This is a genomic window from Streptomyces rhizoryzae (genome assembly GCF_023155275.1).
GTDB classification, from domain to species: domain Bacteria; phylum Actinomycetota; class Actinomycetes; order Streptomycetales; family Streptomycetaceae; genus Streptomyces; species Streptomyces rhizoryzae.
In genome coordinates this window covers 33,622-60,475 of record NZ_JALMUV010000002.1, presented here as the reverse complement: position 1 = coordinate 60,475, position 26,854 = coordinate 33,622, and the positions used below count along the sequence as shown (strand labels likewise).

At 77.2% G+C, this 26,854-nt stretch carries 26 protein-coding genes and 1 riboswitch; of the genes, 12 read left to right on the top strand and 14 right to left on the bottom strand.

Features of this window, described 5'->3' with window-relative positions; all coding sequences use genetic code 11:
• The first annotated feature begins 135 nt into the window (after positions 1–135).
• Complete coding sequence (locus MUU72_RS02135) at positions 136–1,128, top strand: SCO1860 family LAETG-anchored protein (protein ID WP_248011347.1); 993 nt, start codon at positions 136–138, stop codon at positions 1,126–1,128.
• A gap of 66 nt (positions 1,129–1,194) precedes the next feature.
• On the opposite strand, the gene cobC is transcribed toward MUU72_RS02135, so the two are convergent.
• The 10 genes from cobC to MUU72_RS02085 all read right to left on the bottom strand — a co-directional run bounded on the left by cobC (position 1,195) and on the right by MUU72_RS02085 (position 12,480).
• On the bottom strand, positions 1,195–2,253 hold the full coding sequence (gene cobC, locus MUU72_RS02130) for an Rv2231c family histidinol phosphate aminotransferase CobC (RefSeq protein ID WP_372502944.1): 1,059 nt from the start codon (positions 2,251–2,253) through the stop codon (positions 1,195–1,197).
• A gap of 23 nt (positions 2,254–2,276) precedes the next feature.
• Positions 2,277–3,095, bottom strand: coding sequence for a sirohydrochlorin chelatase (locus tag MUU72_RS02125; RefSeq protein WP_372502942.1), 819 nt, complete (start codon positions 3,093–3,095; stop codon positions 2,277–2,279).
• 24 nt (positions 3,096–3,119) lie between these two features.
• On the bottom strand, positions 3,120–3,671 hold the full coding sequence (locus MUU72_RS02120) for a cobalamin biosynthesis protein (RefSeq protein WP_372502941.1): 552 nt from the start codon (positions 3,669–3,671) through the stop codon (positions 3,120–3,122).
• Positions 3,672–3,699: 28 nt separating this feature from the next.
• Entirely contained in the window at positions 3,700–5,094 is a 1,395-nt protein-coding gene (locus tag MUU72_RS02115; RefSeq protein WP_248011346.1) for a cobyrinic acid a,c-diamide synthase CobB, read from the bottom strand.
• Between the two features lie 16 nt (positions 5,095–5,110).
• Positions 5,111–5,710 (bottom strand): cob(I)yrinic acid a,c-diamide adenosyltransferase, encoded by a 600-nt coding sequence (gene cobO / locus MUU72_RS02110; protein WP_248011345.1) that lies wholly within the window; start codon positions 5,708–5,710, stop codon positions 5,111–5,113.
• Positions 5,710–7,884 carry a putative cobaltochelatase gene (locus MUU72_RS02105; protein ID WP_248011344.1) on the bottom strand — a complete coding sequence of 725 codons (2,175 nt, stop codon included), beginning with the start codon at positions 7,882–7,884 and terminating at the stop codon, positions 5,710–5,712. Before MUU72_RS02105 ends, cobO begins: the two co-directional genes overlap by 1 nt.
• Before the next feature lie 53 nt (positions 7,885–7,937).
• Complete coding sequence (locus tag MUU72_RS02100; protein WP_248011343.1) at positions 7,938–9,518, bottom strand: cobyric acid synthase; 1,581 nt, start codon at positions 9,516–9,518, stop codon at positions 7,938–7,940.
• Positions 9,515–10,486 carry a cobalamin biosynthesis protein gene (locus MUU72_RS02095; protein WP_248011342.1) on the bottom strand — a complete coding sequence of 324 codons (972 nt, stop codon included), beginning with the start codon at positions 10,484–10,486 and terminating at the stop codon, positions 9,515–9,517. The genes MUU72_RS02100 and MUU72_RS02095 overlap by 4 nt, the downstream gene beginning before the upstream one ends.
• A 128-nt stretch (positions 10,487–10,614) precedes the next feature.
• Positions 10,615–10,747: riboswitch (cobalamin riboswitch) on the bottom strand.
• A 202-nt stretch (positions 10,748–10,949) separates the two neighbouring features.
• Positions 10,950–11,186 carry a hypothetical protein gene (locus MUU72_RS02090; protein ID WP_248011341.1) on the bottom strand — a complete coding sequence of 79 codons (237 nt, stop codon included), beginning with the start codon at positions 11,184–11,186 and terminating at the stop codon, positions 10,950–10,952.
• Between the two features lie 40 nt (positions 11,187–11,226).
• Positions 11,227–12,480 (bottom strand): inorganic phosphate transporter, encoded by a 1,254-nt coding sequence (locus MUU72_RS02085; RefSeq protein WP_248011340.1) that lies wholly within the window; start codon positions 12,478–12,480, stop codon positions 11,227–11,229.
• Between the two features lie 435 nt (positions 12,481–12,915).
• Here MUU72_RS02085 and MUU72_RS02080 point away from each other — a divergent pair, with 435 nt between their 5' ends.
• From MUU72_RS02080 to MUU72_RS02055, 6 genes are all read left to right on the top strand, one after another.
• The gene (locus tag MUU72_RS02080) at positions 12,916–13,584 is read left to right on the top strand and encodes a class II aldolase/adducin family protein (protein ID WP_248011562.1); all 669 of its coding nucleotides are present in this window, start codon (positions 12,916–12,918) and stop codon (positions 13,582–13,584) included.
• A gap of 107 nt (positions 13,585–13,691) precedes the next feature.
• The gene (locus MUU72_RS02075) at positions 13,692–14,819 is read left to right on the top strand and encodes an alpha/beta hydrolase (protein WP_248011339.1); all 1,128 of its coding nucleotides are present in this window, start codon (positions 13,692–13,694) and stop codon (positions 14,817–14,819) included.
• Positions 14,820–14,979: 160 nt separating this feature from the next.
• Complete coding sequence (locus tag MUU72_RS02070) at positions 14,980–16,401, top strand: hypothetical protein (protein WP_248011338.1); 1,422 nt, start codon at positions 14,980–14,982, stop codon at positions 16,399–16,401.
• 278 nt (positions 16,402–16,679) lie between these two features.
• Complete coding sequence (locus tag MUU72_RS02065) at positions 16,680–18,278, top strand: ABC-F family ATP-binding cassette domain-containing protein (RefSeq protein WP_248011337.1); 1,599 nt, start codon at positions 16,680–16,682, stop codon at positions 18,276–18,278.
• 365 nt (positions 18,279–18,643) lie between these two features.
• Positions 18,644–18,865 (top strand): helix-turn-helix domain-containing protein, encoded by a 222-nt coding sequence (locus MUU72_RS02060; RefSeq protein WP_043263790.1) that lies wholly within the window; start codon positions 18,644–18,646, stop codon positions 18,863–18,865.
• 113 nt (positions 18,866–18,978) lie between these two features.
• Positions 18,979–19,758: an enoyl-CoA hydratase/isomerase family protein gene (locus tag MUU72_RS02055; protein WP_248011336.1), complete on the top strand. Its 780-nt coding sequence runs from the start codon at positions 18,979–18,981 to the stop codon at positions 19,756–19,758.
• Positions 19,759–19,839: 81 nt separating this feature from the next.
• On the opposite strand, the gene MUU72_RS02050 is transcribed toward MUU72_RS02055, so the two are convergent.
• Entirely contained in the window at positions 19,840–20,595 is a 756-nt protein-coding gene (locus tag MUU72_RS02050) for a hypothetical protein (protein ID WP_248011335.1), read from the bottom strand.
• 227 nt (positions 20,596–20,822) lie between these two features.
• Here MUU72_RS02050 and MUU72_RS02045 point away from each other — a divergent pair, with 227 nt between their 5' ends.
• From MUU72_RS02045 to amaP, 5 genes are read left to right on the top strand one after another with little or no spacing between them, the layout of a single operon-like run.
• Entirely contained in the window at positions 20,823–21,284 is a 462-nt protein-coding gene (locus MUU72_RS02045) for an Asp23/Gls24 family envelope stress response protein (protein WP_248011334.1), read from the top strand.
• A 37-nt stretch (positions 21,285–21,321) separates the two neighbouring features.
• On the top strand, positions 21,322–21,525 hold the full coding sequence (locus MUU72_RS02040) for a hypothetical protein (protein WP_248011333.1): 204 nt from the start codon (positions 21,322–21,324) through the stop codon (positions 21,523–21,525).
• A 6-nt stretch (positions 21,526–21,531) separates the two neighbouring features.
• Positions 21,532–21,924 carry a hypothetical protein gene (locus tag MUU72_RS02035; protein WP_248011332.1) on the top strand — a complete coding sequence of 131 codons (393 nt, stop codon included), beginning with the start codon at positions 21,532–21,534 and terminating at the stop codon, positions 21,922–21,924.
• The gene (locus MUU72_RS02030; RefSeq protein WP_248011331.1) at positions 21,921–22,574 is read left to right on the top strand and encodes a DUF6286 domain-containing protein; all 654 of its coding nucleotides are present in this window, start codon (positions 21,921–21,923) and stop codon (positions 22,572–22,574) included. The genes MUU72_RS02035 and MUU72_RS02030 overlap by 4 nt, the downstream gene beginning before the upstream one ends.
• Before the next feature lie 7 nt (positions 22,575–22,581).
• Positions 22,582–23,187, top strand: coding sequence for an alkaline shock response membrane anchor protein AmaP (gene amaP / locus MUU72_RS02025; protein ID WP_372502939.1), 606 nt, complete (start codon positions 22,582–22,584; stop codon positions 23,185–23,187).
• 130 nt (positions 23,188–23,317) lie between these two features.
• On the opposite strand, the gene MUU72_RS02020 is transcribed toward amaP, so the two are convergent.
• From MUU72_RS02020 to MUU72_RS02010, 3 genes are all read right to left on the bottom strand, one after another.
• A complete protein-coding gene (locus tag MUU72_RS02020; RefSeq protein ID WP_248011330.1) occupies positions 23,318–24,073 on the bottom strand; it encodes an SDR family oxidoreductase in 756 nt (251 codons plus the stop codon).
• A gap of 4 nt (positions 24,074–24,077) precedes the next feature.
• Positions 24,078–25,862 (bottom strand): glycoside hydrolase family 15 protein, encoded by a 1,785-nt coding sequence (locus MUU72_RS02015; RefSeq protein WP_248011329.1) that lies wholly within the window; start codon positions 25,860–25,862, stop codon positions 24,078–24,080.
• A gap of 92 nt (positions 25,863–25,954) precedes the next feature.
• Positions 25,955–26,821 (bottom strand): SURF1 family cytochrome oxidase biogenesis protein, encoded by an 867-nt coding sequence (locus tag MUU72_RS02010; RefSeq protein WP_248011328.1) that lies wholly within the window; start codon positions 26,819–26,821, stop codon positions 25,955–25,957.
• Positions 26,822–26,854 lie beyond the last annotated feature (33 nt).

Sequence of the window (26,854 nt, the reverse complement as noted above, 5' to 3'; positions counted from 1 at the left end):
GGTGAACTCACCTCGCGTGGCTGCCCGTTCACCCGTTGTGCGGACACGATGTGCGGGTCGATGCCGTCGGCCCGCGTGATGTCCCCCATCGGCGCGGGTCGGCGGCGCCATCTCATCCGTGGGGGTTCCACACACGTGTCCACCAGTTCCGCCGGCACCACCGGCATGACCGGACGGATCGGCGCCGCCCTGGCCGCCGCCGTCCTGACGGCCGGTCCCGCCGTCGCCCTCGCCGCCGCACCCGCCGCGTACGCCACCGGCAACGACGGCCGGCCGCACGGCACTTCGGGAGCGGTGGTGCTGCGCACCGCCCTGGACGTCGGCCTGCTCGACAAGACCCTGGACGTCCCCGTCCGGGCCGTCCTCAACGAGGTCCACGCCCCGGCCTCCGCGCAGCGGACCGCGCTCACCGTCCGGCTGGACGGCATCGACGGCGGTCGCCCGGTCAGCCTGCTGCGCGCCGACGCCGCCACCGCCCGCGCCACCGCCGACGCGCACACCACCGAGGGCTACGCCAACCTCGTCCGGGCCACGGTCGGGCTGCCCGGCCTCCCGGGCACGCCCCTGGCGCACGTCCAGCAGGCCACCGCCCGGGCCGTGTGCACCCCAGGACAGCGGCCGCACGCCGAGGCCCAGGTGCTCGGCGACGTGGTGGTGCTGGGCCGGCGCGTCGCGCTGCGCGCGGGCGGCACCACCGAGGTCAAGGTCCCCGGTGTGGGCGACGTCCGGCTCGACCTCTCGCAGCACAGCACCAGCGCCGCGAGCGCCGCCGCCACCGCCCTCCGCCTCCGGGTCTCGGTCAACCCGCTCAAGCTCAACGTCGCGGAGGTGCACGGCGAGGTCACGCTCGTCCAGGCCACCTGCACCGCACCGCACGGCGGCACCCCGGCGCCGGGCACGCCCGCCCCGTCGCACCGGCCCGGCACCGGCGGGCAGACCGGCGGCACCCAGGTGAACGACCACGGCGGCGGCCCCCGCCCGGCCACCGAGCAGCACCTCGCCGAGACCGGCGGCAGCTCCGCCACGCCGTACCTCGCGGGCGGCGCCGCCCTGCTGGTCGCCGGCGGCGCCGGCGCCCTGGGCTACGCCCGCCACCGCCGCAACGCCGCGGGCGGCGGACGCGGCTGACGGTCCCACCGCTCCGGCCCGGGGTGTGCCGCGCGGACCGCACGGCACACCCCGGGCCCACGCGGGCTAGGGGGTGCCCGCCCCGGCCAGCACCTCCGCCAGGGCGGCCGCGAACCGGTCGGTGGTCGCCCGGTCCCGCACCGCCAGCCGGAGCCAGTCCGGGCCCAGACCGGGGAAGGTGTCGCCGCGGCGCACCGCGAAGCCCCGGGCCCGCAGCCCGGACCGCACCGCCGCGGCCCCGGGCAGCCGCACCAGCACGAACGGGCCCGCCGCCGGACCGGCCACCGCCACCTGCGGGAGGGCCTCCAGCCGGGCCAGCAGGTGGGCCCGGTCGGCGGCGATCTCCTCCGCCGCGGCGGCCGCCTCGGCCAGCGCCGCCGGCGTGCAGCACGCCTGTGCGGCGGCCAGCGCCGGACTGGAGACCGGCCACAGCGGCTGCGCCCGCTCCAGCGCCGCGATCGTCTCCTCCCCGGCCAGCACATAGCCGATCCGCAGCCCGGCCAGCCCCCACGTCTTGGTCAGGCTGCGCAGCACCACCAGCCCCGGCAGCTCACCGGCCCGCCCGGCCAGCGACTCCCGTTCCCCGGGCACCGCGTCCATGAACGCCTCGTCCACCACCAGCGTGCGGCCCGGCCGCGCCAGCGCCGCCACCGCACCCGACGGATGCAGCACCGAGGTGGGGTTGGTGGGGTTGCCGACGACCACCAGATCCGCGTCGTCCGGCACCGCCGCCGGATCCAGCCGGAAGCCGTCCCGCGCGTCCAGCAGCACCCGCCCGACCGCGTACCCGGCGTCCCGCAGCGCCGCCTCCGGCTCGGTGAACTGCGGGTGCACCACCACCGGCCGCCGGGCCCGGACCGCCCGCGCCAGCAGCACGAACGCCTCGGCCGCGCCCGCCGTCAGCAGCACCCGCCCGGCCGGCAGCCCGTGCCGGACGGCCACCGCCCGGCGCGCCGCCCGGCCGTCCGGATACGCGGCGAGCCCGTCCAGCGACGCGGCGATCTCGGCCTTGAGCCAGGCCGGGGGCGTCCCCGCCCGGACGTTGACCGCCAGGTCCGTCAGCTCCGCCGGATCCGCGTCGCGCACCTCGGCGTCCCCGTGGTGCCGCAGGTCCGGCTCCGGCACCCGCGACACCGTGCCCGCCCCGCTCACGCCCGCCCCCCGGCCGCCACGGGCTCCGCCACCGACCGGTAGCGCTCCCAGACCACCTCGGCCAGCTCCGGCGCCGCCCCGACCGGCTCCGCGACCAGCACCTCGGCATCCGGGTGCGCCGCCGCCCAGCCCTCGGCCTGCATCCGCAGCCGGTCCAGCAGATCGCCGGCGAAGAAGAAGTACGGCAGCACCACCGTCCGGACCGGCCCCGCCGCACCGGGTGCCGCGGCGGCCAGCACCCGGCACCGGTCCAGCCCGGCCGGCACGTCCGGCGCCGCCAGCGTCACGAACGCGGTCTCCACCCCGGCGAAGCCACGCCCCTCCCACAACAGCCGCGCCGCCCGGGCCACTTCGGCGTTCGCGTACGGGTCGGCCGCACCCCGGCCGGTCAGCAGCACGGTGGTCCGCGCCCGGTCCCCGGGCCGCCGGGCACCCCCGCCCAGCGCCTCGTCCAGCCGCCGCTCCAGCACCGCCAGCAGCCGCGGGTCCGGGCCCGGTTCGGGCGCGCAGACCGCGGTCAGTCCCGGGTGCGCCGCGGCCGCCGCGGCCAGCGCGTCCGGCAGGGGCTGCGGTATCGGCCCGGTCGGCGCGAGCAGCAGCCCCACCGCGACCAGCCGGTCCGCGCCCCGCGCGGCCAGTTCGGCGACCGCGCCGGCCAGCGGCAGCGGCGACTGCGCGGTGCCGAAGAAGCCGCCGGCGACGGGCACGTCGGGGTGCCGGTCGGCGAGCCGGCGCACCAGCGCGCGCACCGCGTCCGCGGCCCCTTCGTGGCGGGTGCCGTGACCGGCGATGAGCAGTGCGGGAGGGGAGGTCACGATGTCTCCTGAGGAACGGTGGTGTCACGGCCGGCGGCCGGGCCGCCGGCCTCCGCCGCCCGCCGCGGGGCCGCGCCGGAGCGCGGCGGGCCCGGGGGAGGGCACGACGATAGCGGCACCCGCCGCGGGGAGTCCGGGCGCGCCCGCCGTACCGGAGGTAAGGGCCGTGGCGCCCCACCTGTCCCGGTCCGCGGGGGCCGCCAGGGCACATGTCGCCGCGCCCGGCCGCCCGGCCGGTGCGGAGACCCGCTTCCCGGCCACCAGGCGGGCGCCGGGCCCGGCCGCCAGCAGCGCGGCCGCCTCGGCGACGCTCGGGGTGCCCACCGCGGCCCGGGCGGCGGCGGACGGCGCCGGGACCCGCACGGCCGCCAGCGCACCGGCCGGGTACGCCCACAGCGGCACCCCCAACCGCCGCGCGGCGCCCCGCAGTCCGGGCTCGCCGGCCTTCGCGGCGACCGTGGCCAGCCCGGCCAGCGCCTCCGGGGCCCGGCCCGCCGCCGCCAGCGCGGCCGCGACCAGTTCCACCACCTCGGCCGCCGGCACCCCGCGGCGCGCCCCCACCCCCGCGACCAGCACCGCCGCCGGCCTCACCGGGCCGGCCGGCTCACCGCGCACCGTCCGCCGCCGGCACCGCCCGCCGGGCCGCGCCGGCCACCAGCCGGGCCGCCGCGGACGGGACCGCCGCCCAGTGCAGATGCAGGTACGAGGCGTGCACCCCGCCGGAGACGAAGCCCTCCACCGCCCGCCGGGGGTGCGTCACCCCCCACGCCAGGGACGGGCCGGCGCCCGGCTCCAGCACGGTGCGGTGGAATTCGTGGCCGCGCACCCGGGTCCCGGCCGCCGCCAGCGCGTTGTCGGCCAGCGCCACTGCCTCCCGGTAGCCCAGCGTCAGCCGCTCCGTCATCCGGCCGTCGGCGGGCAGCACCCCGCACATCGGCCGCCCGTCCAGCGAACGGGAGAGGTACAGCAGCCCGGCGCACTCGGCGGCCACCGGCGCCCCGGAGGCCGCCAGCCGGGCCACCTCGGCCCGCAGCGGCGCGTTCGCCGACAGCTCCGGCGCGTACACCTCCGGGAAGCCGCCGCCGATCACCAGCCCCCGCGTCCCGGCCGGCAGCCGCTCGTCCCGCAGCGGATCGAACGGCACCACCTCGGCGCCCGCCGCGGCCAGCAGCTCGGCGTGCTCGGCGTACGTGAAGGTGAACGCCGGCCCGCCGGCCACTGCCACCACCGGCCGCCCGCCGTCCGCGGCCGCCGGGGCCACCGCGGCCGCCGGGTCCCACGGCCGGTCCGGCAGCTCCGGCACCCCGCGCGCCAGCGCCAGCAGCGCGGTCAGATCGCAGCCCTCGCGCACCCGCGCGGCCAGCGCCCGTACGGACTCCACCGCCTCGGCGCGGCGTTCGGCGACCGGCACCAGGCCCAGGTGCCGGGACGGCGTACGGGCCGCCTCGGCACGGCGCAGCGCCCCGAGCACCGGCACCCCGGAGGACTCCATGGCGTCCCGCAGCAGCTCCTCGTGCCGGTCCGAGCCGACCTTGTTGAGGATCACCCCGGCCAGCCGCACCTCCGGGTCCCACGACGCGAAGCCGTGCACCAGCGCCGCCACCGACCGGGACTGCGAGGAGGCGTCCACCACCAGCACCACCGGCGCCCGCAGCAGCTTCGCCACCTGCGCGGTGGACGCCAGCTCTCCGCGCCCGAAGGCCCCGTCGAACAGCCCCATCACGCCCTCGACCAGCGCCAGGTCCGCGCCCGCCGCCCCGTGCAGGAACAGCGGCGCGATCCGCTCCGGACCGCACAGGAAGGCGTCCAGATTGCGGCCCGGCCGGCCGGTGGCCAGCGCGTGGTACCCGGGGTCGATGTAGTCCGGCCCCACCTTGTGCGGCGACACCGTCAGACCGGCCTCGGCGAACGCCGCCATCAGGCCGGTCGCCACCGTGGTCTTCCCCGCGCCGGACGACGGCGCGGCGATCACCAGCCGGGGCACCCCACCCGTGCTCATCGTGCGTTCTTCCCGTTCACCACTCGATGCCCCGCTGGCCCTTCTGGCCCGCGTCCATGGGGTGCTTGACCTTCGTCATGTCGGTCACCAGGTCCGCGAAGTCCAGCAGCGGCTGCGGCGCGCCCCGCCCGGTGATGACCACGTGCTGCGCCCCGGGGCGGTCCCGCAGCACCGCGACGACCTCCTCGGCGTCCACCCAGCCCCACTTCAGCGGGTACGCGAACTCGTCCAGCACCAGCAGCTTGTAGGTCTCGGCGGCCAGGTCCCGCTTGACCTGCTCCCAGCCCTCCCGGGCCGCCTCCTCGTTGCTGAACTGGGAGTCGCGCTGCACCCAGGACCAGCCCTCGCCCATCTTGTGCCAGGCGACCGTGCCGCCCTCCCCGGAGGCGCCCAGCACCTTCAGCGCCCGCTCCTCGCCGACCTTCCACTTCGCCGACTTGACGAACTGGAACACCCCGACCGGCCAGCCCTGGTTCCAGGCGCGCAGCGCCAGTCCGAAGGCGGCGGTCGACTTGCCCTTGCCCTCGCCGGTGTGCACCAGCACCAGCGGGCGGTTGCGGCGCTGGCGGGTGGTGAGTCCGTCGTCCGGTACGGCGGACGGCTGTCCCTGCGGCATTACGCGGCCTTCCTGTTGTGATGACTCGGTCGGTGGGCGGCCCGCCCGGCGCTGCCGCCGGCCGCGGGCCTGCCCTGTACGGTCCGTACGAGCGCGGAGACGCTGTCCGCGCGCAGTTCGTCGAGGGTGACGGCGGTCCCGCGCAGCTCCCGGGCCAGCTCACCGGCCAGTCCCAGCCGCACCGGCCCCGCCTCGCAGTCCACCACCACCGACGCGGTCCCCGCGGCGGCCAGCAGCCCCGCCGCCCGGTGCGCCCGGACGCGCGGTTCGGGGCCGCCGGTGGCCCGCCCGTCGGTGACCACCACCAGCAGCGGCCGCCGGGACGGGTCCCGCATCCGCTCCACCCGCAGCACCTCGTGGGCCCGCAGCAGCCCCTCCGCCAGCGGCGTCCGGCCACCGGTCGGCAGCCGCTCCAGCCGGGCCGCGCCCGCCTCCACCGACGACGTCGGCGGCAGCGCCAGCTCGGCCCCCGACCCCCGGAAGGCGACCATCCCGATCTTGTCGCGCCGCTGGTAGGCGTCGAGCAGCAGCGACAGCACCGCCCCCTTCACGGCGCTCATCCGCTTCCGCGCCGCCATCGACCCGGACGCGTCCACCACGAACAGCACGAGATTGCCCTCGCGCCCCTCGCGCACCGCCTCCCGCAGATCGTCCCGGCGCACCACGAGGCCCGGGCCGCGCCGTCCGCGGGACCGCTGGTGCGGCGCCGCGGCCTGCACCGTCGCCGCCAGGTGCAGCTTCCCCAGGGCGCCCCGGGGCCGCCGCGCACCGGTCGTCCGGCCGTGCGCGGTGCGCGCCCGGGACCGCCGGCCGTCCGCGCCCTCGCCCAGCCCCGGCACGTCCAGCCGCCGGGTGCGGAACGGCTCGGCGGCACCGACCGCGGCCTGCTCCGGGCCCGGCCCGGACGCCGCGGGCTCACCCGCCGGCTCCCGCCCGGACTCCCCGTCCCGCGCCGGCCGCTCCGGCTCCTGCTGCCGCGGCACCTCCGGGCGCGGGGCGTCCGCCGGCTGCTCCCGGTCCGCGCCGTCCTGCGGCGGCAGCCCGCCGGGGCCGCCGTCGGGCCCGTCCGGGCCGCCGGGCCCCTCCGGGCCGCCCTCCGGCCCGCCGTCCGGGCCGTCCGGCTCCGGCTCGTCGCCGCCGTCCGCCCCGCCGGTCTCCGCCAGCACCTCGTCGAGCTTGTCCTCGTCCAGCCCCGGCGCGTCGAACGGATTGCGCCGCCGCCGGTGCGGCAGCGCCAGCAGCGCCGCCTGCCGGACGTCCGCCGGCCGCACCTCGGTCCGCCCGGCCCACGCCGCCAGCGCACCGGCCGTGCGGGCCATCACGATGTCCGCCCGCATGCCGTCCACCTCGAACGCCGCGCAGACCGCCGCGATCTGCCGCAGCGCGCTGTCGCCGAGCGCCACCGACGGCAGCAACTCCCGGGCGTGCGCGATCCGTTCGCGCAGCTGCTGCTCCTCGCCGGCCCAGCGCGCCGCGAAGCCCGCCGGGTCGTCGTCGTACGCCAGCCGGCGGCGGACCACCTCCACCCGCTGCTCGGGGTCCCGGGACGCGGCGACCTCCACGGTCAGCCCGAACCGGTCCAGCAACTGCGGCCGCAGCTCGCCCTCTTCCGGGTTCATCGTCCCCACCAGCAGGAACCGCGCCGCGTGCCGCACCGAGACGCCCTCCCGCTCCACGTAGGAGGCGCCCATCGCGGCCGCGTCCAGCAGGAGGTCGACCAGGTGGTCGTGGAGCAGGTTGACCTCGTCGACGTAGAGCACCCCGCGGTGCGCGTCGGCCAGCAGGCCCGGCTCGAACGCCTTCACGCCCTCCGACAGCGCCCGTTCGATGTCCAGCGCGCCGACCAGCCGGTCCTCGGACGCGCCCACCGGCAGCTCGACCATCCGGGCCGGCCGCGTCCCGGCACCGGCCGCGCCGTGCGGCCCGTCGGGGCAGCCGGGGTCGGGCGCCGCCGGCGCACAGGAGAACCGGCACCCGGCGACCACGTCCACGGCCGGCATCAGCGCCGCCAGCCCGCGCACCATCGTCGACTTCGCGGTGCCCTTCTCCCCGCGGACGAGCACCCCGCCGATGGCCGGCGAGATCGCGTTGAGCAGGAGCCCCAGCCGCATGTCGGCCATGCCGACGACCGCGGTGAACGGGTACTGCCGGGTCGGGTTCTGCGTCGTTGCCATGCCCTGTCGTCCTCCGCCTCGCCGGCCGGGTCCTGTGGTGTCCTGCGTCGTGCTCACGGCGCCCCCGGCGGCACGAACGGCAGCCCCGCCGGGACGCCGTCCTCGATCAGCCGCAGCAGCGCCTTGGTGTCCGCGTGCTCCTCGATCAGATCGCCCAGCCGGTCCAGCTGCTCCTCGCGCAGCGCGCCGAAGCGGGTGTCCGGTGCCGGGACGAACCGGCGGCCGGCCGCCCGCGCCACCTCCCGCAGGAACGCCCGCCGGAAACCGTCGCTCTCCAGGGAGCCGTGCCAGTGCGTGCCCCACACCGCGCCCACCCGGCAGCCGTCCAGGAACGCCTCGTCCCCGCCGGCCACCTCCGCGACGCCGTGGTGGATCTCGTAGCCCTCCACCGGCTCGCCGAGCGCCTCGCCGGACGGCCGGGCGAGGGTCTTCTCGACCGCGAACCGGACCCGGACCGGCAGCAGGCCCAGCCCCTCGACCGTGCCCGCGCGCGACTCGACCTCGTCCTCGATCCGCTCGCCGAGCATCTGGAAACCGCCGCAGATGCCCAGCACCGGGCGGCCCTCGGCGGCCCGCCGGGCCACCGCGTCCGCCAGACCGCGCTCCCGCAGCCACGCCAGCGCCCGGACCGTGCCCCGGGTCCCCGGCAGCACCACCAGGTCCGCGTCGGCCAGCTCCTCCGGCCGGTCCACGAACCGCACCACCACGCCCGGTTCGGCGGCCAGCGCGTCCACGTCGGTGAAGTTCGACATCAGCGGGACCGCGCAGACCGCGACCCGCAGGACGTCCTCGCCCGCGGGCGGCGCCACCACCGACTCGCGGACCGCGCCCCGCAGCGACACCCGCAGGCCGTCCTCCTCGTCGATGCCCAGCCCGTGCGCGTACGGCAGCACGCCGTACGTCTGCCGCCCGGTGATCCCGCGCAGCATCTCCAACCCGGGCTCCAGCAGCGACACATCGCCGCGGAACTTGTTGACGAGGTAGCCGGCGACCAGCCCCTGGTCCTCGGCGGCCAGCAGCGCCGTGGTCCCGAAGAACGACGCGAAGACCCCGCCGCGGTCGATGTCGCCGACCACCACCACCGGCAGGCGGGCGGCCCGGGCCAGGCCCATGTTGACGATGTCGGTGCGCCGGAGGTTGATCTCGGCGGGGCTGCCGGCGCCCTCGCAGATCACCGCGTCATGGGTGCGCCGCAGCTCCGCCAGGCACTCCGTCACGGTGCCGAGCAGCTGCTCCCGCCGCCCGGCGGGCCGCTCCTGCCCGGCGGACGCGCCCTGGGACCTGCCGAAATACCCGCGCGCGCTCATCTCCCCCACCGGCTTGCCCAGCAGCACCACCTGGCTGGAGCGGTCGCTGCCCGGCTTGAGCAGCACCGGGTTCATCAGCGCGGTCGGCTCCACCCGGGCCGCGGCGGCCTGCATCGCCTGCGCCCGGCCGATCTCCGCGCCCTGGCGGGTCACGAAGGAGTTCAGCGACATGTTCTGCGCCTTGAACGGCGCCACCGAGACGCCCTGGCGCACCAGCCACCGGCAGATGCCGGCCGTCACCACGCTCTTGCCGGCGTCGGACGTCGTCCCGGCCACCAGCAGCCCGCCGCCCACGGCCCCGCCGGCCGCCTTCCGTTGCCCGTTCACCGGGGTGTCCTCCCGCTCTCGCTCCCGCGCCGCAGCGCGCCCCACGCCAGCCGTCCGGCCACCGTGGCCCCGAGGGCCAGCAGCCCCACCCGCCGGGAGAGCCGCACCGCCCGCTCGATGTCGGGCACCGCCGGCGGCCGCGCCCCGCCGTTGAGCACCGGCCGGTGCTCCACCCGCCCGCCGTACGCCAGCGTGCCGCCCAGCCGGACGCCCAGCGCCCCGGCGAACGACGCCTCCACCGGGCCCGCGTTGGGGCTGGGATGGGCCGCGCCGTCCGCCCGCCAGGCCCGCAGCGCACCGCGCCGGTCCGGGCCGGCCAGCACCGTCAGCGCCGCGGTCAGCCGGGCGCCGGGCCAGCCGGCGACGTCGTCCAGGCGCGCCGCCGCCCAGCCGAACCGCCGGTAGCGCGGCGACTTGTGACCCACCATCGCGTCCAGGGTGTTCACCGCGCGGAACGCCACCAGGCCGGGCACACCGCCCAGCGCGCCCCACACCAGGGCGCCCACCACCGCGTCCGAGGTGTTCTCGGCGACCGACTCCACCACCGCGCGGGCCATCTGCGGGCCGTCCAGCGCCTGCGGATCGCGCCCGCACAGATGCGGCAGCCGGGCCCGCGCCGCCGCCAGGTCCCCGGCGGCCAGCGCGCCGCCCACGGCCCTGGCCTCCCGGCCGAGCGAGGTGCCGCCCAGGACCGCCCACACCACCGCCGCGGTCAGCGCGGTCCGGGCGCCCGGCCGGTGCCGCACGGCGCGCTCCAGCGCCCACGCACCGGCGGCCGTGCCGCCCGCGCACAGCGCCGTGTGCACCGCCCCGCGGCCGCGGTGGTCGCCCCACAGCCGGCGTTCGGCGGCGGCCGCGGTCCGGCCGAAGGCGGCCACCGGATGGCCGCGCCGGGGGTCCGCCGCGATCAGGTCACCGAGGAAGCCGAGGGCCGCGCCGCAGGCATATCCCGCGTGTTCGCCGCGCATCGGTCAGGCCGCCGTCCGCCTGCGGACGGGGGCCGGGGCAGCGGGCAGGGGAGCTCTCGACGGGCAGCCGGGCATGGCGTATGTCCTCACTCAGGGTCCGCGCCCTGGCTCGACGTGACGGCGACCAGAGTCTCCTGGCTCCCGGATCGGCGCCTCCCCCTGGCCTTCCCGCCCGTACGCGCGTACGGGCAGTGGCCCTCGTCGGAGGTGCGCTCCCCGGTGACAGTGGCGGGACCGCGCCGGATTCGCACCGGACTTCCTCTGCTGTCGCCGATTGGCCCCGGCAGTCCACCACGGTCCGCGAAGGCCCGTCAACTCGCCCTTGACCTGCGACGCAGCCCCGCCGCCGGCCCTGTGTCGCGGACCACACGGCCCGGAACACGCGGACGGGGCGCCCGGGGACGCGGCCACCGCCGCGCCCACCGGACGCCCCGTCGTTCGCCGGATCCGCCGGCGCCGGTCGTCAGGTGGCGACGATGAGGTAGATCCCGTACGCCACCGCCGCCGCGCAGAGCGCGAAGGCCGCCAGGGCCCCGGCGCGCGCCCCGGCGCCCGGTGCCGTCGTGGCCGCCGCCTCGCCGTCCGCGGCCGGCTTGCGGGAGGTGCCCACGATGCCGACGGTGAACAGGCCCACGATCCCGACCGTCACCGCGAGGCTGACGCCGAAGACCTGGCCGAGAGCTGCCCAGTCGATGTGCATGGAAGAGTCCTTGGGGTCCGAGGAGCGGGTGGCCGGGCCGTCAGGGGGCGGCCGGTGCGGGCTGGGCGGCGGCGGGCACGGGGTCGGCCACGACCGCGCCGGGCTCGGTGTCCGCCGCGGCGAGCGGGCCGGCCGGGGGCGGTGCGACGGCCTGGAGCGCGGTGGTGACGACACCGGCCGGCTCGGCCGCCGGGCCCTCGTTGACGTTGGTGTGGTCCACCGGCTTGCGCCGGGACGCCGCCCAGATGGCGCCGCAGACCGCCAGGGCCAGCACGGCGACCGCCGCCACGCCCCAGGTGCCCTGGTCGGCGAGGAACGCGGCACCGGCCGAGACCAGTCCGGCGGCCGGCAGGGTCAGGCCCCAGGCCGCGACCATCCGCCCGGCCGTGGACCAGCGCACCACGCCGCCCTTGCGGCCCAGCCCGGAACCCATCACCGAGCCGGAGCAGACCTGCGTGGTGGAGAGCGCGAAGCCCAGGTGGGAGGAGGCCAGGATGGTGGCCGCGGCGCCGGTCTGGGCGGCGAAGCCCTGCGGCGGCTGGATGTCGGTGATGCCCTTGCCCATGGTGCGGATGATCCGCCAGCCGCCCAGGTACGTGCCGAGCGCGATGGCCAGGCCCGCGGAGGCGATCACCCACAGCGGCGGGTCGGAGTGCGGGGCGATCACGCCGCCGGTGATGAGCGCGAGGGTGATCACGCCCATCGTCTTCTGCGCGTCGTTGGTGCCGTGGGCCAGCGAGACCAGCGCCGCCGAGGCGATCTGCCCGGCCCGGTAGCCCTTGGCGGTGTCGGCCTCGTCGCGGCCGCGGGCCAGCCGGTAGGTCAGCCGGGTCGCCGCCATCGCGGCCAGACCGGCCACGAACGGCGCGGCCACCGCCGGGATGAGGACCTTCATCACGACGGCCTCGCCGTGCACGCCGCCGGTGCCCACGGACACCAGCGTCGCGCCGATCAGACCACCGAAGAGGGCGTGGGAGGAGCTGGAGGGCAGACCGGCGAGCCAGGTCAGGAGGTTCCAGACGATGGCGCCGACCAGGCCGGCGAAGATCACTTCCGGTCTGATGCCGGCGCTTTCGTCGATGATGCCGCCGGAGATGGTCTTGGCCACCTCAACGGAGAGGAACGCCCCGACGAGATTGAGTCCCGCCGACATCGCCACCGCTGCCTTGGGTCGCAGGGCCCCGGTGGAGATGGTGGTGGCCATTGCGTTGGCCGTGTCGTGGAAGCCGTTCGTAAAGTCGAACACCAAGGCCGTGACGATCACGATCCCGATGAGAAGCGTGATGTGTTCCATTCACCCAGGCAATCCGTTCGGTGGTCAGTGTCGTCGGGACCGTACGGACGACGGGTGAACGGGAGGTGAACTGGGCCGGGCGCCGCGGTGACACCCCCGCAGGGTTCACGCGGAGGTGCCCCTGCCGCCACTTCCGTCTCATCCGTCGGCAAACTCCCTGCGCTGCGCCGTCGCCCCGACCCGGCGGCCCCGGGGACCGGGTGGCGGGCCGGCGGGGCGCCACCGCCGACGGGGGCGCGGCGCACTCGACGTTACCGGATGTTCGTCGCAAGACGGTCAATCTCCGGCCAATCGCCCGCAGTGCGGTAAATCTCCCCATATGGCGGATATCGGAAAGACGGTGCTCCGGCGTACAGTGCCCCGGCCCGCCCGTACGGTGTCGTGCACCGCCCCCGCGCGTCCCCGCCCGCCCGCCGTACCGCACCGGAGGACACCATGCAGGTCCACCCCGACCGGCTCGCCGCAGCCTGGGGCGAACTCGTCGCCACCGCCCGCCGCACCGCCGCCGACGGCCTCGTCGTCGGCACCTCGGGCAACGTCTCGGTCCGCGTCCGGGACCTCGTCCTCGTCACGCCCAGCGGCGTCCCCTACGACCGGCTCGGCCCCGCCGACACCACCGCGGTCGACCTCGACGGCCGCCAGATCATCGGCCGGCTCCGCCCGACCAGCGAACTCCCGCTCCACCTGGCCGTCTACCGCGCCACCACGGCCACCGCGGTGGTGCACACCCACGCCCCGCACGCCACCGCCGTCTCCACGCTCGTCGACGTCCTCCCGCCGGTCCACTACATGGCCGGCGCGCTCGGCGGCCCGGTCCGCGTCGCCCCCTACGCCCCCTACGGCAGCGACGAACTCGCCGCCCACGCGCTCACCGCGCTCCGCGACCGCAGCGCCGTCCTGCTGCGCAACCACGGCACCCTCACCCACGGCACCGGCCTCGCCCAGGCCCTGGACCGCACCGCCCAACTGGAGTGGATGTGCCGGGTCTGGCTCCTCGCCCGCTCCGTGCCCGGCCTGGCCCCCACCCTGCTGTCGGACGTCGAACTCGCCGACGCCACCGAGCGGCTGCGCGGCTACGGCCAGCCCGCCGAAGGCCCCGCCTGACCCGCCACCCGCCGCCACGCGCCCGGCGCACCGCACTACGCCGCTGGTCCGGCCGCCGGTACCGACGCCCGGTGGCCGGGACGGGCGGCTCTGCGCACACTGGAGGGATGCGACTGGCGTCCGTGGCGGCGGCGACCGCCACCACTGTGATCGGTGCCGGCGCGGCCGCGGTGGCGGCCGGCCGGTACGCCGGAGGAGTTGCCCTGAAACCGTCGCCCGGCCATCCGCTGCCCGGCGACTCCCGGCTCACCGTGCACTCCGCAGCCGGCGACCACATCGTCCTCACCCGCAGCCTGGTCTCCCTCCGGCCCGGTACGTACGGCCTGGCCGGCCCCGGCTGCCACGCGGTCGTCGGACCCGTCGTGCACGGCACCCCGCACCCCGCGGACACCGTCGTCCGCCGGCTGGAACGGGTCACCCGCGGCACGCTGCGGCCCGGCGCCAGGATGCGGCTGACCCCGCAGGTCCACCTCGGCGGCCCGCGCGAGGCTTTCGGCATCGACCACACCGACGTCACCGTCCCCGGCGAACTGGGCGACCTGCCCGCGTGGTTCGTCCCCGGCGCCCGCGACACCTGGGTCATCGCCGTGCACGGCCTGGGCACCACCCGCGAACACCCCCTGGTGGTGCTGCCCTTCCTGCACCACCACCGCTTCCCGGTCCTCGGCCTCGGCTACCGCAACGACCCCGACGGCCCGCGCACCGCCGACGGCCTGCACCACCTCGGCGACACCGAATGGCGCGACCTGGACGCCGCGCTCCGCTTCGCCGCCGGCCACGGCGCCCGCGCGGTCGTCCTGCACGGCTGGTCCACCGGCGCCACCATGGCGCTGCGCACCGCCACCGCCTCCGCCCTGCGCGACCGCATCTCCGGCCTGGTCCTGGACTCCCCGGTGCTGGACCGGCACGCCACCGTCCGCGCGCTGGCCACCGCCCGGCACGTCCCGCGCGCCCTGCTCCCGCTGGCCGTCCGCGCCGCCGAGGGGCACACCGGGCTGCCCGTGGACCGCCCCGACGACGCCGTCGACCCCGACGGGCTGACCATGCCCGTCCTGCTCTTCCACGGTGCCGAGGACACCCTCGCCCCCTGGTCCGCCTCCCGCCGCTTCGCCGCCCGCCGCCCCGAGCTGATCACCCTTCAGACCGTCGGCCAGGCCCCGCACGCCGCGATGTGGAACGCCGACCCGGGCCGCTACGAGGAGACCCTGCGCCGCTTCCTCACCCCGCTGATGTGACGGCCGCCACCCGGCGGCCCCGCCCCCGCCACCGGACCGCGCGGTGGCCGGCGGGGCAACTCCCCGTGGCGGCCGGGCGACGCGGGGGCGACGCGGGCCGCCGGAGCCGGGGGCCGGGTTCCGATTGGGCTTTCGGGCCGTCAGCGGCAAGACTGCTCCTGTGACGTCCCGTACACCGCGCGACTCCCGGCTCCGACTCGTCCCCCGCCAACCGATTGCGGCCGCCCGCCGGGCGGTGAGCACCCGGGCCGCCCGCCCGGCGCCCCGGCCTCCCGAGGGCACCCCGCCGCCCGGGGAACTGGCCCGCCAGGCGCGCGCCGTACTGGCCGGCCCGGCCCGCCTCGCGCGCTGGGCCGACCGGACCGGCAGCCTGCGCGCCGGCCCCCGCGGAGCGCTCCCCGAGGACGCCGTCGCCGGTGCCGCCGACGCGCTGGGCCTGACGCCCCAGCAGGTCCGCGCCGACTGGGACCGGGCCCGCCTCGCCGGCCTCGTCGAACTCCACGACGGCCTGGCCCGCCCCGGCTGGCGGCTGCGCGCCTGGGACCGCGACGACACCGCCGTGCTGCGCGGCTGGGTCGCGCTCTTCGACGCCTGGTCGCTGGCCCTGCCGGCCCCGGCGGAGGCCGGCCCCACCCTCGTCGCCGAGGTCGTCGAGGCGGTGCCGCAGCTGCTGTCCCTGCTGCACCTGTCCGCCGGCCCGGTCCGCCTGCCGGTCCTCCTCGACATGCTCGGACAGCGCGTCGCGGAACTGCGCACCGAGCGCTGCGAGGTCCCCTACGGGACGGAGGCGGACCCGGACGGCACCGGGCCCCAGGGGCCGGTCTGCGACGCCGCGGGGGCGCCGCTGGCCGGTCTGCTGGGCTGGGCGCTGGACGCCCTGCGCGCGGTCGGCGCCCTGATGCCGTCCGCGGGCCCCGAGGCCGGACCGGACGGGGAGGCGCAGCTGACCCCGCTCGGCAACTGGTCGGTGTGGGTCAAGCTGGAGCAGATCTGCGTCGCCGCGCAGAGCCCGGCCGGCCACATCGAGCAGTCCGCGGAGGCGATGCTGCGCGGCTGCGCCCGGCTGACCCCCGGCCCGGCCCGCGCCGAGTACCGCGCCTGGCTCGCCGCCCGCTCGGTCGGCGCGGCCGTCGAGGAGCTGCTGACCGCCGCCCGCGGCGAGGACGCGCTGCTGCGCGGGCTGGCCTTCGAGGCGCTGCGCGCGGTCGGCGCCCCCGCCGAACCCGCCGTGCGGGCCGCCGCCGGCGAGCCGGTGCTGCGCCCGTACGCCCTGCTGTGGCTCTTCGAGCACGAGGGCGGCGACCCGGAGGCCGCGACCGACGTCCTGACCCGCGAGGAGTCCACCTGGCTGTGGGTGGACACCGCCGCGGCCGTCGCCGACCACGGCGAGACCCAGCTCCTGGTGCGCCACCTGGACTCCGCCGTGCAGGGCTCGGTGCCGCGGCTGCTGGAGGAGGTCCGCGCGGTCGGCCACCCCCGCACCGTGCAGGTCCTGGTGGCGCTGGCCGCGGCCCACCCCGACCCGGCGCTCGCCAAGGCGGTCCGCCGGGCCGCCTTCCAGGTCCACACCGGCGGCGCGTAACGCCCGGGCCCGCTCCGGGCGGCGCGGCGCAGCACCGCCCCGCCGCCCGGGGCGAGTTGGCGTACGGCCCCCCGGGCCGCCCGCCTGCCGCCCGGCCCGCCCGTCCGGCCTGTGGCCTGCCTCACAGTCCCGCGGTGGGGTCCGGCAGCGCCGGAAAGCGACTTGCACCGGCCCGTTAGACTGCCTCCATGGCAGTTCTCCTCTGGGTTCATTAGACGGCGCAGACCGCTTCAGGACCGTCCGTCCCACCCGCCGTCTTCCTGCCCTGGAGTTTTTCCGTGATCACCGCTTCCGGCCTTGAGCTGCGCGCCGGCGCCCGAATCCTCATCGAGTCCGCCTCCTTCCGCATCGCCCGTGGCGACCGCATCGGCCTGGTCGGCCGCAACGGCGCCGGCAAGACCACCCTCACCAAGGTGCTGGCCGGCGAGGGCATGCCCGCCAGCGGCCAGGTCACCCGCTCCGGCGAGGTCGGCTACCTCCCCCAGGACCCGCGCACCGGCGACCTCGACGTCCTGGCCCGCGACCGCATCCTCTCCGCCCGCGGCCTGGACTCCGTCCTGCGCAAGATGCGGGAGAACGAGGACCGGATGGCGAACGGCAAGGGCGCCACCCGCGAGAAGGCGATGAAGAAGTACGAGCGGCTGGAGACCGAGTTCCTCACCAAGGGCGGGTACGCCGCCGAGGCCGAGGCCGCCACCATCGCCGCCAGCCTGGGCCTGCCCGACCGGATCCTCGGCCAGCCGCTGCACACCCTCTCCGGCGGTCAGCGGCGCCGCGTCGAACTGGCCCGGATCCTCTTCTCGGACTCCGACATCCTGCTGCTGGACGAGCCCACCAACCACCTCGACGCCGACTCCATCGCGTGGCTGCGCGACTACCTCAAGACCTACCGCGGCGGCTTCATCGTCATCTCCCACGACGTCGACCTGGTCGAGACGGTCGTGAACAAGGTCTTCTACCTCGACGCCAACCGCGCCCAGATCGACGTCTACAACATGGGCTGGAAGCTCTACCAGCAGCAGCGCGAGGCCGACGAGAAGCGCCGCCGGCGCGAGCGGGCCAACGCCGAGAAGAAGGCGGCCGCGCTGCACGCCCAGGCCGACAAGATGCGGGCCAAGGCCACCAAGACCGTCGCGGCCCAGAACATGGCCAAGCGCGCCGACAAGCTGCTGGCCGGCCTGGACGAGGTGCGGATCTCCGACAAGGTCGCCAAGCTGCGCTTCCCGGACCCGGCCCCGTGCGGCAAGACCCCGCTCACCGCCGAGGGCCTCTCCAAGTCCTACGGCTCGCTGGAGATCTTCACCGACGTCAACCTCGCCATCGACAAGGGCTCCCGGGTCGTCATCCTGGGCCTCAACGGCGCCGGCAAGACCACGCTGCTGCGCCTGCTGGCCGGCGTCGAGACCCCGGACACCGGCGAGGTCGTCCCCGGCCACGGCCTCAAGCTCGGCTACTACGCCCAGGAGCACGAGACCCTGGACCCGGACCGCACGGTCCTGGAGAACATGCGCTCGGCCGCACCCGACCTGGACCTCGTCGAGGTCCGCAAGGTCCTCGGCTCCTTCCTGTTCTCCGGCGACGACGTGGACAAGCCCGCCGGGGTGCTCTCCGGCGGCGAGAAGACCCGGCTCGCCCTGGCGACCCTGGTCGTCTCCTCCGCCAACGTCCTCCTCCTCGACGAGCCCACCAACAACCTCGACCCGGCCAGCCGCGAGGAGATCCTCGGCGCGCTGCGCACCTTCACCGGCGCGGTGGTCCTGGTGACCCACGACGAGGGCGCCGTGGACGCGCTCGCCCCGGAGCGGATCATCCTGCTCCCGGACGGCGTCGAGGACCTGTGGGGCCAGGACTACGCCGACCTGGTCGCGCTGGCCTGACCCCCGCCGTAGGCGGCCCGGCGGGGAGCCTCCCGCCGGATGGATCACGGCGGGTGGATCATTCGGCCCATGGGTGATCCATCATCTGAGTGAGAACGGCTGGTACCCCGGCGAGCCTGCCGGGCCCGCCGGTGCCTTCCGGGCCCTCCTGCCCCGCCTCCCGCGGCACACCGCCTGACCTGGCACTTCTCCCGGAACGGTACGTACCCGGCGGCCGCCGGCGGCTCGGAGTCGGGCATTCCGGCCGCTCCGGGCGCCCGCGGCACGGCAAAGGATGTCCCACAGACCTTGTGGAATGGGTGGCCAGGAAGCCGGGGAGGGGTGATCATGAGAGTCCAGAGCGCACTTCCCACGAGGAGGCACGGGTGGCCGAGACTCTGAAGAAGGGCAGCCGGGTGACCGGCGCCGCGCGCGAGAAGCTCGCGGCAGACCTGAAGAAGAAGTACGACGCCGGAGCGAGCATCCGGGCGCTGGCCGAGGAAACCGGCCGCTCCTATGGATTCGTGCACCGGATGCTCAGCGAATCTGGTGTGGTCCTGCGCGGCCGCGGCGGAGCCACGAGGGGCAAGAAAGCCGCCTCGGTCTGAGACCGCGGCTCCGGGTGTGAGCGGTGCCCCCCGGTCGTCGGAGCCGTCGGCCGGGAGGTTACCGTTCAGTCACTTACGCACGCAGGTGCGGTGGCTGACTCGGAGGCGCCCTCATGACTCTGCTCGACAGGCACGGAGTGCGGCTCACCGTGGACGACGCGATCGCCACGGTGACCCTCGCCAACGCGGCAAAGCGCAACGCACAGACCCCCGCCATGTGGCGGGCGCTCGCCGAGGCGGGCTCGCTGCTGCCGGGGAACGTCCGGATCGTGATACTCCGCGGGGAGGGCAAGTCCTTCTCCGCGGGGCTGGACCGGCAGGCGTTCACCCCCGAGGGGTTCGACGGCGAGCCGTCGTTCCTCGATCTGGCGCGCGGTACGGACGAGGCGCTGGACGCCACCATCGCCGAGTACCAGGAGGCGTTCACCTGGTGGCGGCGCAATGACCTGGTCTCCATCGCCGCCGTCCAGGGGCACGCCATCGGCGCGGGCTTCCAGCTCGCCCTCGCCTGCGATCTGCGGGTCGCCGCCGAGGACGCCCAGTTCGCGATGCGCGAGACCAGCCTGGGCCTGGTCCCCGACCTCGCCGGCACGCACCCTCTGGTGGGGCTGGTCGGCTACGCCCGCGCGCTGGAGATCTGCGCCACCGGGCGCTTCGTGCACGCCGAGGAGGCCGAGCGGATCGGCCTGGCCAACCTCGTCGTCCCCGGCGGGGAGCTGGATGCCGCCGCCGCCGATCTGGCCGCCGCGCTCCTCGCCGCCCCCCGGGACGCCGTCATCGAGACCAAGGCCCTGCTGGCCGGCGCCGCGGGCCGGACGTACGAGGAGCAGCGCCGCGCCGAACGGGCCGCCCAGGCGCGCCGCCTGCGCGACCTGGCCGGCGTCGGCGACTGAACCACCCGCCCGCGCGTCCGCAGGCCACCCGCCGCGCGCCGGCCGGCCGCCGTCCCGTGCCCGCCCCGCCGTCCGCCGCGGTCAGCCGTCGGCCACCGCCGTGACCAGGACCGCGGCGGTGGCCGTGGCCGTCGGCGGCGCGGCCAGGGCCAGCCGGACGGCGCGGGCCACGTCCAGCGGGCGGTGACCGGGCGCGGTGGCCAGCTGCACCAGCACATGGCCGCCGGAACGGACCACGGCCCGGGAGCGCCCGGTGGGGGAGACCGGGGCGAGCCGGGCCACCCCCGGCACGGCCAGCACCTGCGCGGCCGGCTCGTCCGGGGAGTCCGGCGCCGGTCCGCCCGGGGCGGCTGGGGCGCCGTAGGGGGCCGCGGGCGGGGGCGGCGCCGGGGCCGCGGACGGGGTGCCGGTGGTGCCGGTGGCCGGGACGGGCGCTGCGGGCGCGTCGAGCAGGTCGGTGACGCGCAGGTCCGCGGCGCTCACCACCAGCCCCAAGCCCTCCTCCGCCGCCGTCAGCAGCGCCGCCCGCAGCCGGCCGGCCAGGGCGGGCAGCGGGTGGCCGGGCGGGGCGGCGAAGGCCGCGGTGAGGCGCAGCGGCCCCGGCGGCAGGGCGCCGGGCGGCGCCGGGACGGCCGGTTCGGGGGCGCCGCCGGGGTCGGCGAGGGCGAGCCGCAGCGCGTCCAGGCGTACGCCGGGCGGGATGTCCGGGGCCCGCAGCAGCGCCGCGCGGGCCGCCCGCTCGGTGATCCACGCGCCGTCCGCCGGCCCGCCGAGCGGCAGGATCCGGCCGGTCCCGACCTGCTCCCGTACGGTGCGTGCCAGCTCGTCCGCGGCCACCGCGTCACCTCTCTCCCGGACCGTGCCGGTCCACGTCCCCAGCCTGCCCCAGGCGGCCCGCCGGGGCAGGGTGCGGCACTCCGCTGCCGCGCCCCCGGAGCGCGTCCCGCCATCCGCGCCTAGTGTGGATCGGGGCGAACAGTGTATTTCGCCCGAAAGCGGCCGGGTGGCTGCCAAGCCGGCTGCGGCCGGGTGGAGCGGCAGGAGCGGAGAAGGGACGGACGGCGATGACGACCGAGAGTCAGCAGAGCGCGGACGCGACGAAACCGCCGGTCCGGCGGGGCGGCGGCGACCCCGCGGAGCGCGGCCGGACCACCATCGCCGACGGCGTGGTGGAGAAGATCGCCGGGCTCGCGGCCCGCGAGGTGCCGGGCGTTCACGCGATGGGCAGCGGCTTCGCCCGCACGCTCGGCGCGATGCGCGAACGGGTGCCCGGTGGCCGGTCCGGTACCGCGACCCGCGGGGTGAAGGCCGAGGTCGGCGAGGTGCAGACCGCGCTCGACCTGGAGATCGTGGTCGAGTACGGGGTCGCCATCGCGGAGCTGGCCCGGGACGTCCGGGAGAACGTGATCTCCGCCGTGGAGCGGATGACCGGCCTGGAGGTCGTCGAGGTCAACATCGCGGTCAGTGATGTGAAGCTGCCCGACGAGGCCGACGAGGAAGCGGAACCGGAACCGCGGATCCACTGACCCGGCGCCGGCCGGAGCGGGAGCGAAGGAGCGCACGATGAGCATGACCGTGGTCGGCCTCGTGGCCGGGATGGCGCTGGGCTTCGCCGCATATTTCGGCGGATTCGGGGCCTTCGTGCTGGTGGCGGCGCTGGGCGCCGTCGGGTTCGTGGCCGGCAGGTTCCTGGACGGGGACCTGGCGGCCGGAGAGTTCTTCCGTACGCGCACCGGTACCGGCGACCGCGACATCCGGCGGCGGTGAGCCCGGATGGCGACGGTGACCCCGCCGGCCGCCGGCGCCGGCGTACCGGAGGGTGAGCGCGGCGCGACCCGGATCGCCGACCGGGTGGTCGCCAAGATCGCCGCACGGGCGGCCCGCGAGGCGCTGCGCACCGCGTCGCCCGACGGCCGCACCGATGCGCACGCGACGGTGACGGTGGCCCGCCGCGAGGTCCGCCCGCCCTTCGGCGAGGCCCGCCTGCGGGTCGCCGTGGAACTGGTCTACCCCGGCCCCCTCGGCACCCACTGCGGCCTGGTGCGCCGCCGGGTGACCGAGAAGGTACGGGCGTTGGCGGGGATGACGGTGGCCGAGGTGGCGGTGCAGGTGGAGCGGCTGAACGGGCCCCCGGCCGGGGACCGGGGCCGGGAGCGGGTGCGATGAGCGGCCGGGGGAGCGCACCGGAGCGGACGGAGCAGGACGCGGCGGACGCAGTGGACGCCGCCGGGCCCGGCCCCCACGGGAGCGCGGAACGGCAGCCGGGCGGGGACGGGCACGCCGGGCGGTTCTGGTCGGTGCGCCGGGTCCCGGCGGCGCTGGTCGCCCTGGTCCTGCTGGCCGCCACCGGGCTGCTGCTCTACGACGTGGCCGCGGTGCGGGCCGGCCACCCGGCGATGGCCTGGCGCCGGCGGCTGGCGCACGAACTGGCCACCCGGCACCTGGACGACCCCTGGGTGCTGGGCGGCGCGGCGCTCGCGGTGGCCCTGGGGATCTGGCTGCTGGTGCTGGCCGCCACGCCGGGGCTGCGGGCGGTGCTGCCGATGCGGCGCGCCGTCCCCGGCCTCCGGGCCGGGCTGGACCGGCGGGCCGCCGCGCTGGTGCTGCGCGACCGGGCCATGGAGGTCTCCGGCGTGCAGTCCGTGCGGCTGACCGTCGGCCGCCGCCGGGCCCGGGCGCGGGCGGTGGCGCACTTCCGGGAGCTGGACGCGGTCCGCGGCGACCTCACCACGGCGCTCGGCGACGGCCTGCGGGAGCTGGACCTGAACCGCCGGCCGCGGCTGCGCGTCGACGTCCGGCGCCCGAAGGGGAGGTGAGCGCGGCGTGCGCGGGGTGCGAAGGGCGGTCAACCGGGTGCTCCTCGGGCTCGCCGGCCTGCTGCTGCTCGGTGCCGGCGGCACGGTGCTGCTGGCCGGACTGGACCTGCCCGCGCGGTTCCACCTGGACCTGCCCGCCGGCTGGCCGTGGACCCGCCCGGACGCGGTGCTGCTGGCGGCGGGCGACCGCACCCGCTTCACCGACCGCGGCTGGTGGTGGCCGGCGGTGATCGCCGCGCTGGCCGTGCTGGTGGTGCTGGTGCTGTGGTGGCTGCTGGCGCAGCTGCGGCGGCGCCGGCTGGGCGCGGTGCGGGTCGACAGCGGCGACGGGGCGGACGCGATGCTGCGCGGCCGGGCGCTGGAGGAAGCCCTGTCGGCCGAGGCGGAGGCGGTGCCCGGCGTCGACCGGGCGGACGTGGCGCTGACCGGCCGCCGCACCGCCCCCCGGATCCGCGCCCTGCTCCTGCTGGAACCGCACGCCGACCCCGGGACCGTGGTGCGGCGGCTGTCCGAGGGGGCGGTGGCGCACGCCCGTACCTCGGCGGGCCTGGACCGGCTGCCCGCCGAGGTACGGCTGCGCGCGGTCCGCCACCGCGCGGAGCGGGTCAGCTGACCGGGCCCGCGGCGTCCCGCTTCCGTCCCCAGGGGCGAGCGCGCGGGGTCCGTCCTGGGGCGGCCCGGTACGAAGGCCCCGGCCGAGCCCGGGCGCGTACGGCCTGCGGGCCCCGCCGCGGAGGGCCGGGTCAGAACCCCCGCCGGGCCCCGCCGTCCACCGGGAGCATCACGCCGGTCAGGTAGGAGGCGGCGGGGGAGAGCAGGAAGGCGGCGGTGCGGCCGAACTCCGCCGGGTCGCCGTAGCGGCGCAGCGGGATCGCGGCGCAGTTGCGGGCCCGGGAGCCCTCGGGGTCGCCGGAGAGCTCGTCGAGCTGGGTCATCCGGTCGGTGGCGATCCGGCCGGGCAGCACGCCCACGACGCGGATGCCGCGCGGGCCCAGTTCGTCGGCGAGGGACTTGGCGAAGCCGGCCAGGCCCGGGCGCAGGCCGTTGGAGACGGTCAGGCCGGGGATCGGCTCGTGGACGGAGCCGGAGAGCACGAAGCCGATGACGCCGCCCTCGCCCAGCTCCTCCGCGGCGGTGCGGGCCAGCCGGACCGCGCCGAGGAAGACCGTCTCGAAGCCGGTCCGCCACTGCTCGTCGGTGGTGTCGGCGGCGGCGCCCGGCGCCGGGCCGCCGACGCTGATCAGGACGCCGTCGAAGCGGCCGAAGCGCTCCCGGGCGGCCGCCACCAGGCGGGCCGGCGCCTCGGGGTCGGCGTTGTCGGCGGCCAGGCCCAGGGCCCGGTCGCCCAGCTCGGCGGCGGCCTCGGCCGCGGCTGCGGCGGTGCGCCCGGTGAGCACCACGTTGGCGCCGTCGGCGACCAGCGCGCGGGCGGTGGCGTGGCCCAGCCCCCGGGTGGCGCCGGTGAGGAGGTACGTCCGGTCGGTGAGTCCAAGATCCATGGGCCTAGTCTGCCCCCGGCCCGCCGCCCAGCGCGAAGGCGGTCCCCACCAGGCCGATGTGGCTGAACGCCTGCGGGAAGTTGCCCCACTGGCGCCGGGTCGCCGGGTCGTACTCCTCGGCCAGCAGCCCCACGTCGTTCCGCAGCTCCAGCAGCCGTTCGAACAGCTCCCGGGCCGCCCGGCGCCGGCCGGTCAGCAGCAGCGCGTCCGCCAGCCAGAACGAGCAGACCAGGAACGTCCCCTCGCTGCCCGGCAGCCCGTCGACCGGCTCGCCCTCGGTGCTGTACCGGCGCACCAGCCCGTCGTGGGTCAGCTCCCGGCGCACGGCGTCCACGGTGGAGACCACCCGCGGGTCGTCGCCTGGCAGGAAGCCGACCCGGGGGATGAGCAGGGTCGCGGCGTCCAGCTGGGCCGAGCCGTAGGACTGGGTGAAGGTGCCGCGGTCGGTGTCGTAGCCGCGGGCGCAGACCTCGCGGTGCACCGCGTCGCGCATCGCCCGCCACCGGCCGAGGTCGCCGCCGAGCCGCGGGTTGCGCTCCAGCGCCTTGACCGCGCGGTCGGCCGCGACCCAGGCCATCACCTTGGAGTGCACGAAGTGCCGGCGCGGCCCGCGGATCTCCCAGATGCCCTCGTCGGGATCGCGCCAGGTGGACTCCAGGTACTCCACCAGCGTCCGCTGGATGCTCCAGGCGTGCGGTTCGGCGGGCAGTCCCGCGGTGCGGGCGACGTGGAAGGAGTCGATCACCTCGCCGTAGACGTCGAGCTGGCGCTGTTCGACGGCGGCGTTGCCGATCCGGACCGGCAGCGCGCCGTCGTACCCGGACAGCCAGGGCACCTCGAACTCCGGCAGCCGCCGCTCCCCGGCCAGCCCGTACATGATCTGGAGGTCCTCGGGAGCGCCGGCGACCGCGCGCAGCAGCCAGTCCCGCCAGGCGCCGGCCTCCTCCAGATAGCCGGCCGCGAGCAGGGAGTTCAGGGTCAGCGTGGCGTCCCGCAGCCAGCAGTAGCGGTAGTCCCAGTTGCGGACCCCGCCGGGGTCCTCGGGCAGTGAGGTGGTGGGGGCCGCGACGATGCCGCCGGTCGGCGCGTAGGTGAGCCCCTTGAGGGTGATCAGGGAGCGGATCACCGCCTCGCGATAGGGCCCGTCGTAGCGGCAGCGGGCGGACCAGGCGTGCCAGTCCTCGGTGGTGTCCGCCAGCGCCCGGAACGGGTCGATCTGCTCGGGCCGGGGCTCGTGCGAGGGGTGCCAGGTCAGCACGAAGGCGGTGCGTTCGCCGGCGCCGACGGTGAAGTCCGAGCGGGTGCTGTAGTCCTTGCCGTAGGTGGTGCCCAGGGACGGGGCGCGCAGCCACACCGAGTCCGGGCCGGCGACCGCCACCCGGCTGCCCTCGGCGGCCCGCACCCAGGGCACCACCCGCCCGTAGTCGAACCGCAGCCGCAGCACCCCGCGCATCTCGACCCGGCCGCGCAGCCCCTCGACGACCCGGACCACATCGGGCATCCGGTCGCGCTGGGGCATGAAGTCGGTGACCCGGACGGCGCCCTCGGGGGTCTTCCAGACGGTGTCGAGGATCAGCGAGTCCCCGCGGTAGGCGCGGGTGGAGCGGGCCTCGGGGGAGCGGGGGGCCAGCGTCCAGTGGCCGTTGTCCCGGCCGCCGACCAGCGCGGCGAAGCAGGCGGGGGAGTCGAAGCGGGGCAGGCACAGCCAGTCGATGGAGCCGTCCCGCCCCACGAGCGCGGCGGTCTGGAGATCGCCGATCAGCGCGTAGTCCTCGATGCGTGGGTGCACGCCGCGCCTCCTTCCCGGCCGGCGGGCGGGCTACTCGGGGCTGCGGCCGTCCGGGCTACGGGCCGGTACGGGCGCGGCGGGCGGCGCCGCGGTCAGGCACGGGCCGCGGGCTCCCCGGTGCCGGCGGCCGCCTTCGGCCCGCCGTCCCCGTCGCCGTCCCCCTCCGGTCCGGTGCCGGCGGCCGCTTCGGCGTCCCCGCCCTCGCCGGCCGCCGCGGCCAGCCGGTCGCGGCGCTCCCGGCGGACGAGCACCACCCAGCCGACCGGCACCGCCGCCGCGAACAGCCACCACTGGATCGCGTAGGCCATGTGCGGGCCGATGGAGTCGTGGTCCGGCTCCGGCACCATCTCCGGGCCGCCCTGCTGCTTCGGCGCGGTCTGCTCGATGTAGCCGCCGAGCGTCGGCCGGCCCGTCCGCGCCGCCTGCTGCCGGCTGTTGATCAGCATGACCTGGCGGGGCGGCAGGCCCCTGGTGTCCTTGATGCCGCTGGCCGCGGTGGTCTCGTCGGCCATCATCCGGCCGGTGACCGTGACCGTGCCCCGGGGGGCGGCCGGCACCTTCGGGAACTTGGTCAGGTCGTCACCGGCCGGGATCCAGCCGCGGTTGACCAGGACGGTGTCGCCGCCGGACAGGACCAGCGGGGTCACGACGTAGTAGCCGATGGTCTGCTCGTCGGCGGCGGTGCGCTGCCGGACCACGACCTCGTGCGCGGTGTCGTAGCTTCCGGTGGCGGTGACCCGGCGCCACATGTCGCCGTGCGGCAGCGTGCGGCCGACCGCGGCCAGCTCGGTCACCGGGACCGGCGTGGCGGCGAGGTTGTGTGCGATCTGGGCGTTCTGCGCCACCTTGTGCTCATGGCGGTGGAGCTGCCAGAACCCCAGCTTGATCATGACCGGGATCAGGACGAGACCCACGAGGGTGAGGATCACCCACTGCCGGGACAACAGGAAGCGGTACACGGCTGCGACGGTACCTCGCGCCACCGGTGGCGC

Coding starts and splice junctions, on each gene's coding strand:
- MUU72_RS02115 (WP_248011346.1), bottom strand. CDS start 5,094: ATGAGCACGGGTGGGGTGCCCCGGCTGGTGATCGCCGCGCCGTCGTCC.
- MUU72_RS02020 (WP_248011330.1), bottom strand. CDS start 24,073: ATGGATCTTGGACTCACCGACCGGACGTACCTCCTCACCGGCGCCACC.
- MUU72_RS02075 (WP_248011339.1), top strand. CDS start 13,692: ATGCGACTGGCGTCCGTGGCGGCGGCGACCGCCACCACTGTGATCGGT.
- MUU72_RS02040 (WP_248011333.1), top strand. CDS start 21,322: ATGAGCATGACCGTGGTCGGCCTCGTGGCCGGGATGGCGCTGGGCTTC.
- cobO (WP_248011345.1), bottom strand. CDS start 5,710: ATGCCGCAGGGACAGCCGTCCGCCGTACCGGACGACGGACTCACCACC.
- MUU72_RS02090 (WP_248011341.1), bottom strand. CDS start 11,186: ATGCACATCGACTGGGCAGCTCTCGGCCAGGTCTTCGGCGTCAGCCTC.
- MUU72_RS02085 (WP_248011340.1), bottom strand. CDS start 12,480: ATGGAACACATCACGCTTCTCATCGGGATCGTGATCGTCACGGCCTTG.
- MUU72_RS02055 (WP_248011336.1), top strand. CDS start 18,979: ATGACTCTGCTCGACAGGCACGGAGTGCGGCTCACCGTGGACGACGCG.
- MUU72_RS02030 (WP_248011331.1), top strand. CDS start 21,921: ATGAGCGGCCGGGGGAGCGCACCGGAGCGGACGGAGCAGGACGCGGCG.
- MUU72_RS02080 (WP_248011562.1), top strand. CDS start 12,916: ATGCAGGTCCACCCCGACCGGCTCGCCGCAGCCTGGGGCGAACTCGTC.
- MUU72_RS02105 (WP_248011344.1), bottom strand. CDS start 7,884: ATGGCAACGACGCAGAACCCGACCCGGCAGTACCCGTTCACCGCGGTC.
- MUU72_RS02035 (WP_248011332.1), top strand. CDS start 21,532: ATGGCGACGGTGACCCCGCCGGCCGCCGGCGCCGGCGTACCGGAGGGT.
- MUU72_RS02095 (WP_248011342.1), bottom strand. CDS start 10,486: ATGCGCGGCGAACACGCGGGATATGCCTGCGGCGCGGCCCTCGGCTTC.
- MUU72_RS02045 (WP_248011334.1), top strand. CDS start 20,823: ATGACGACCGAGAGTCAGCAGAGCGCGGACGCGACGAAACCGCCGGTC.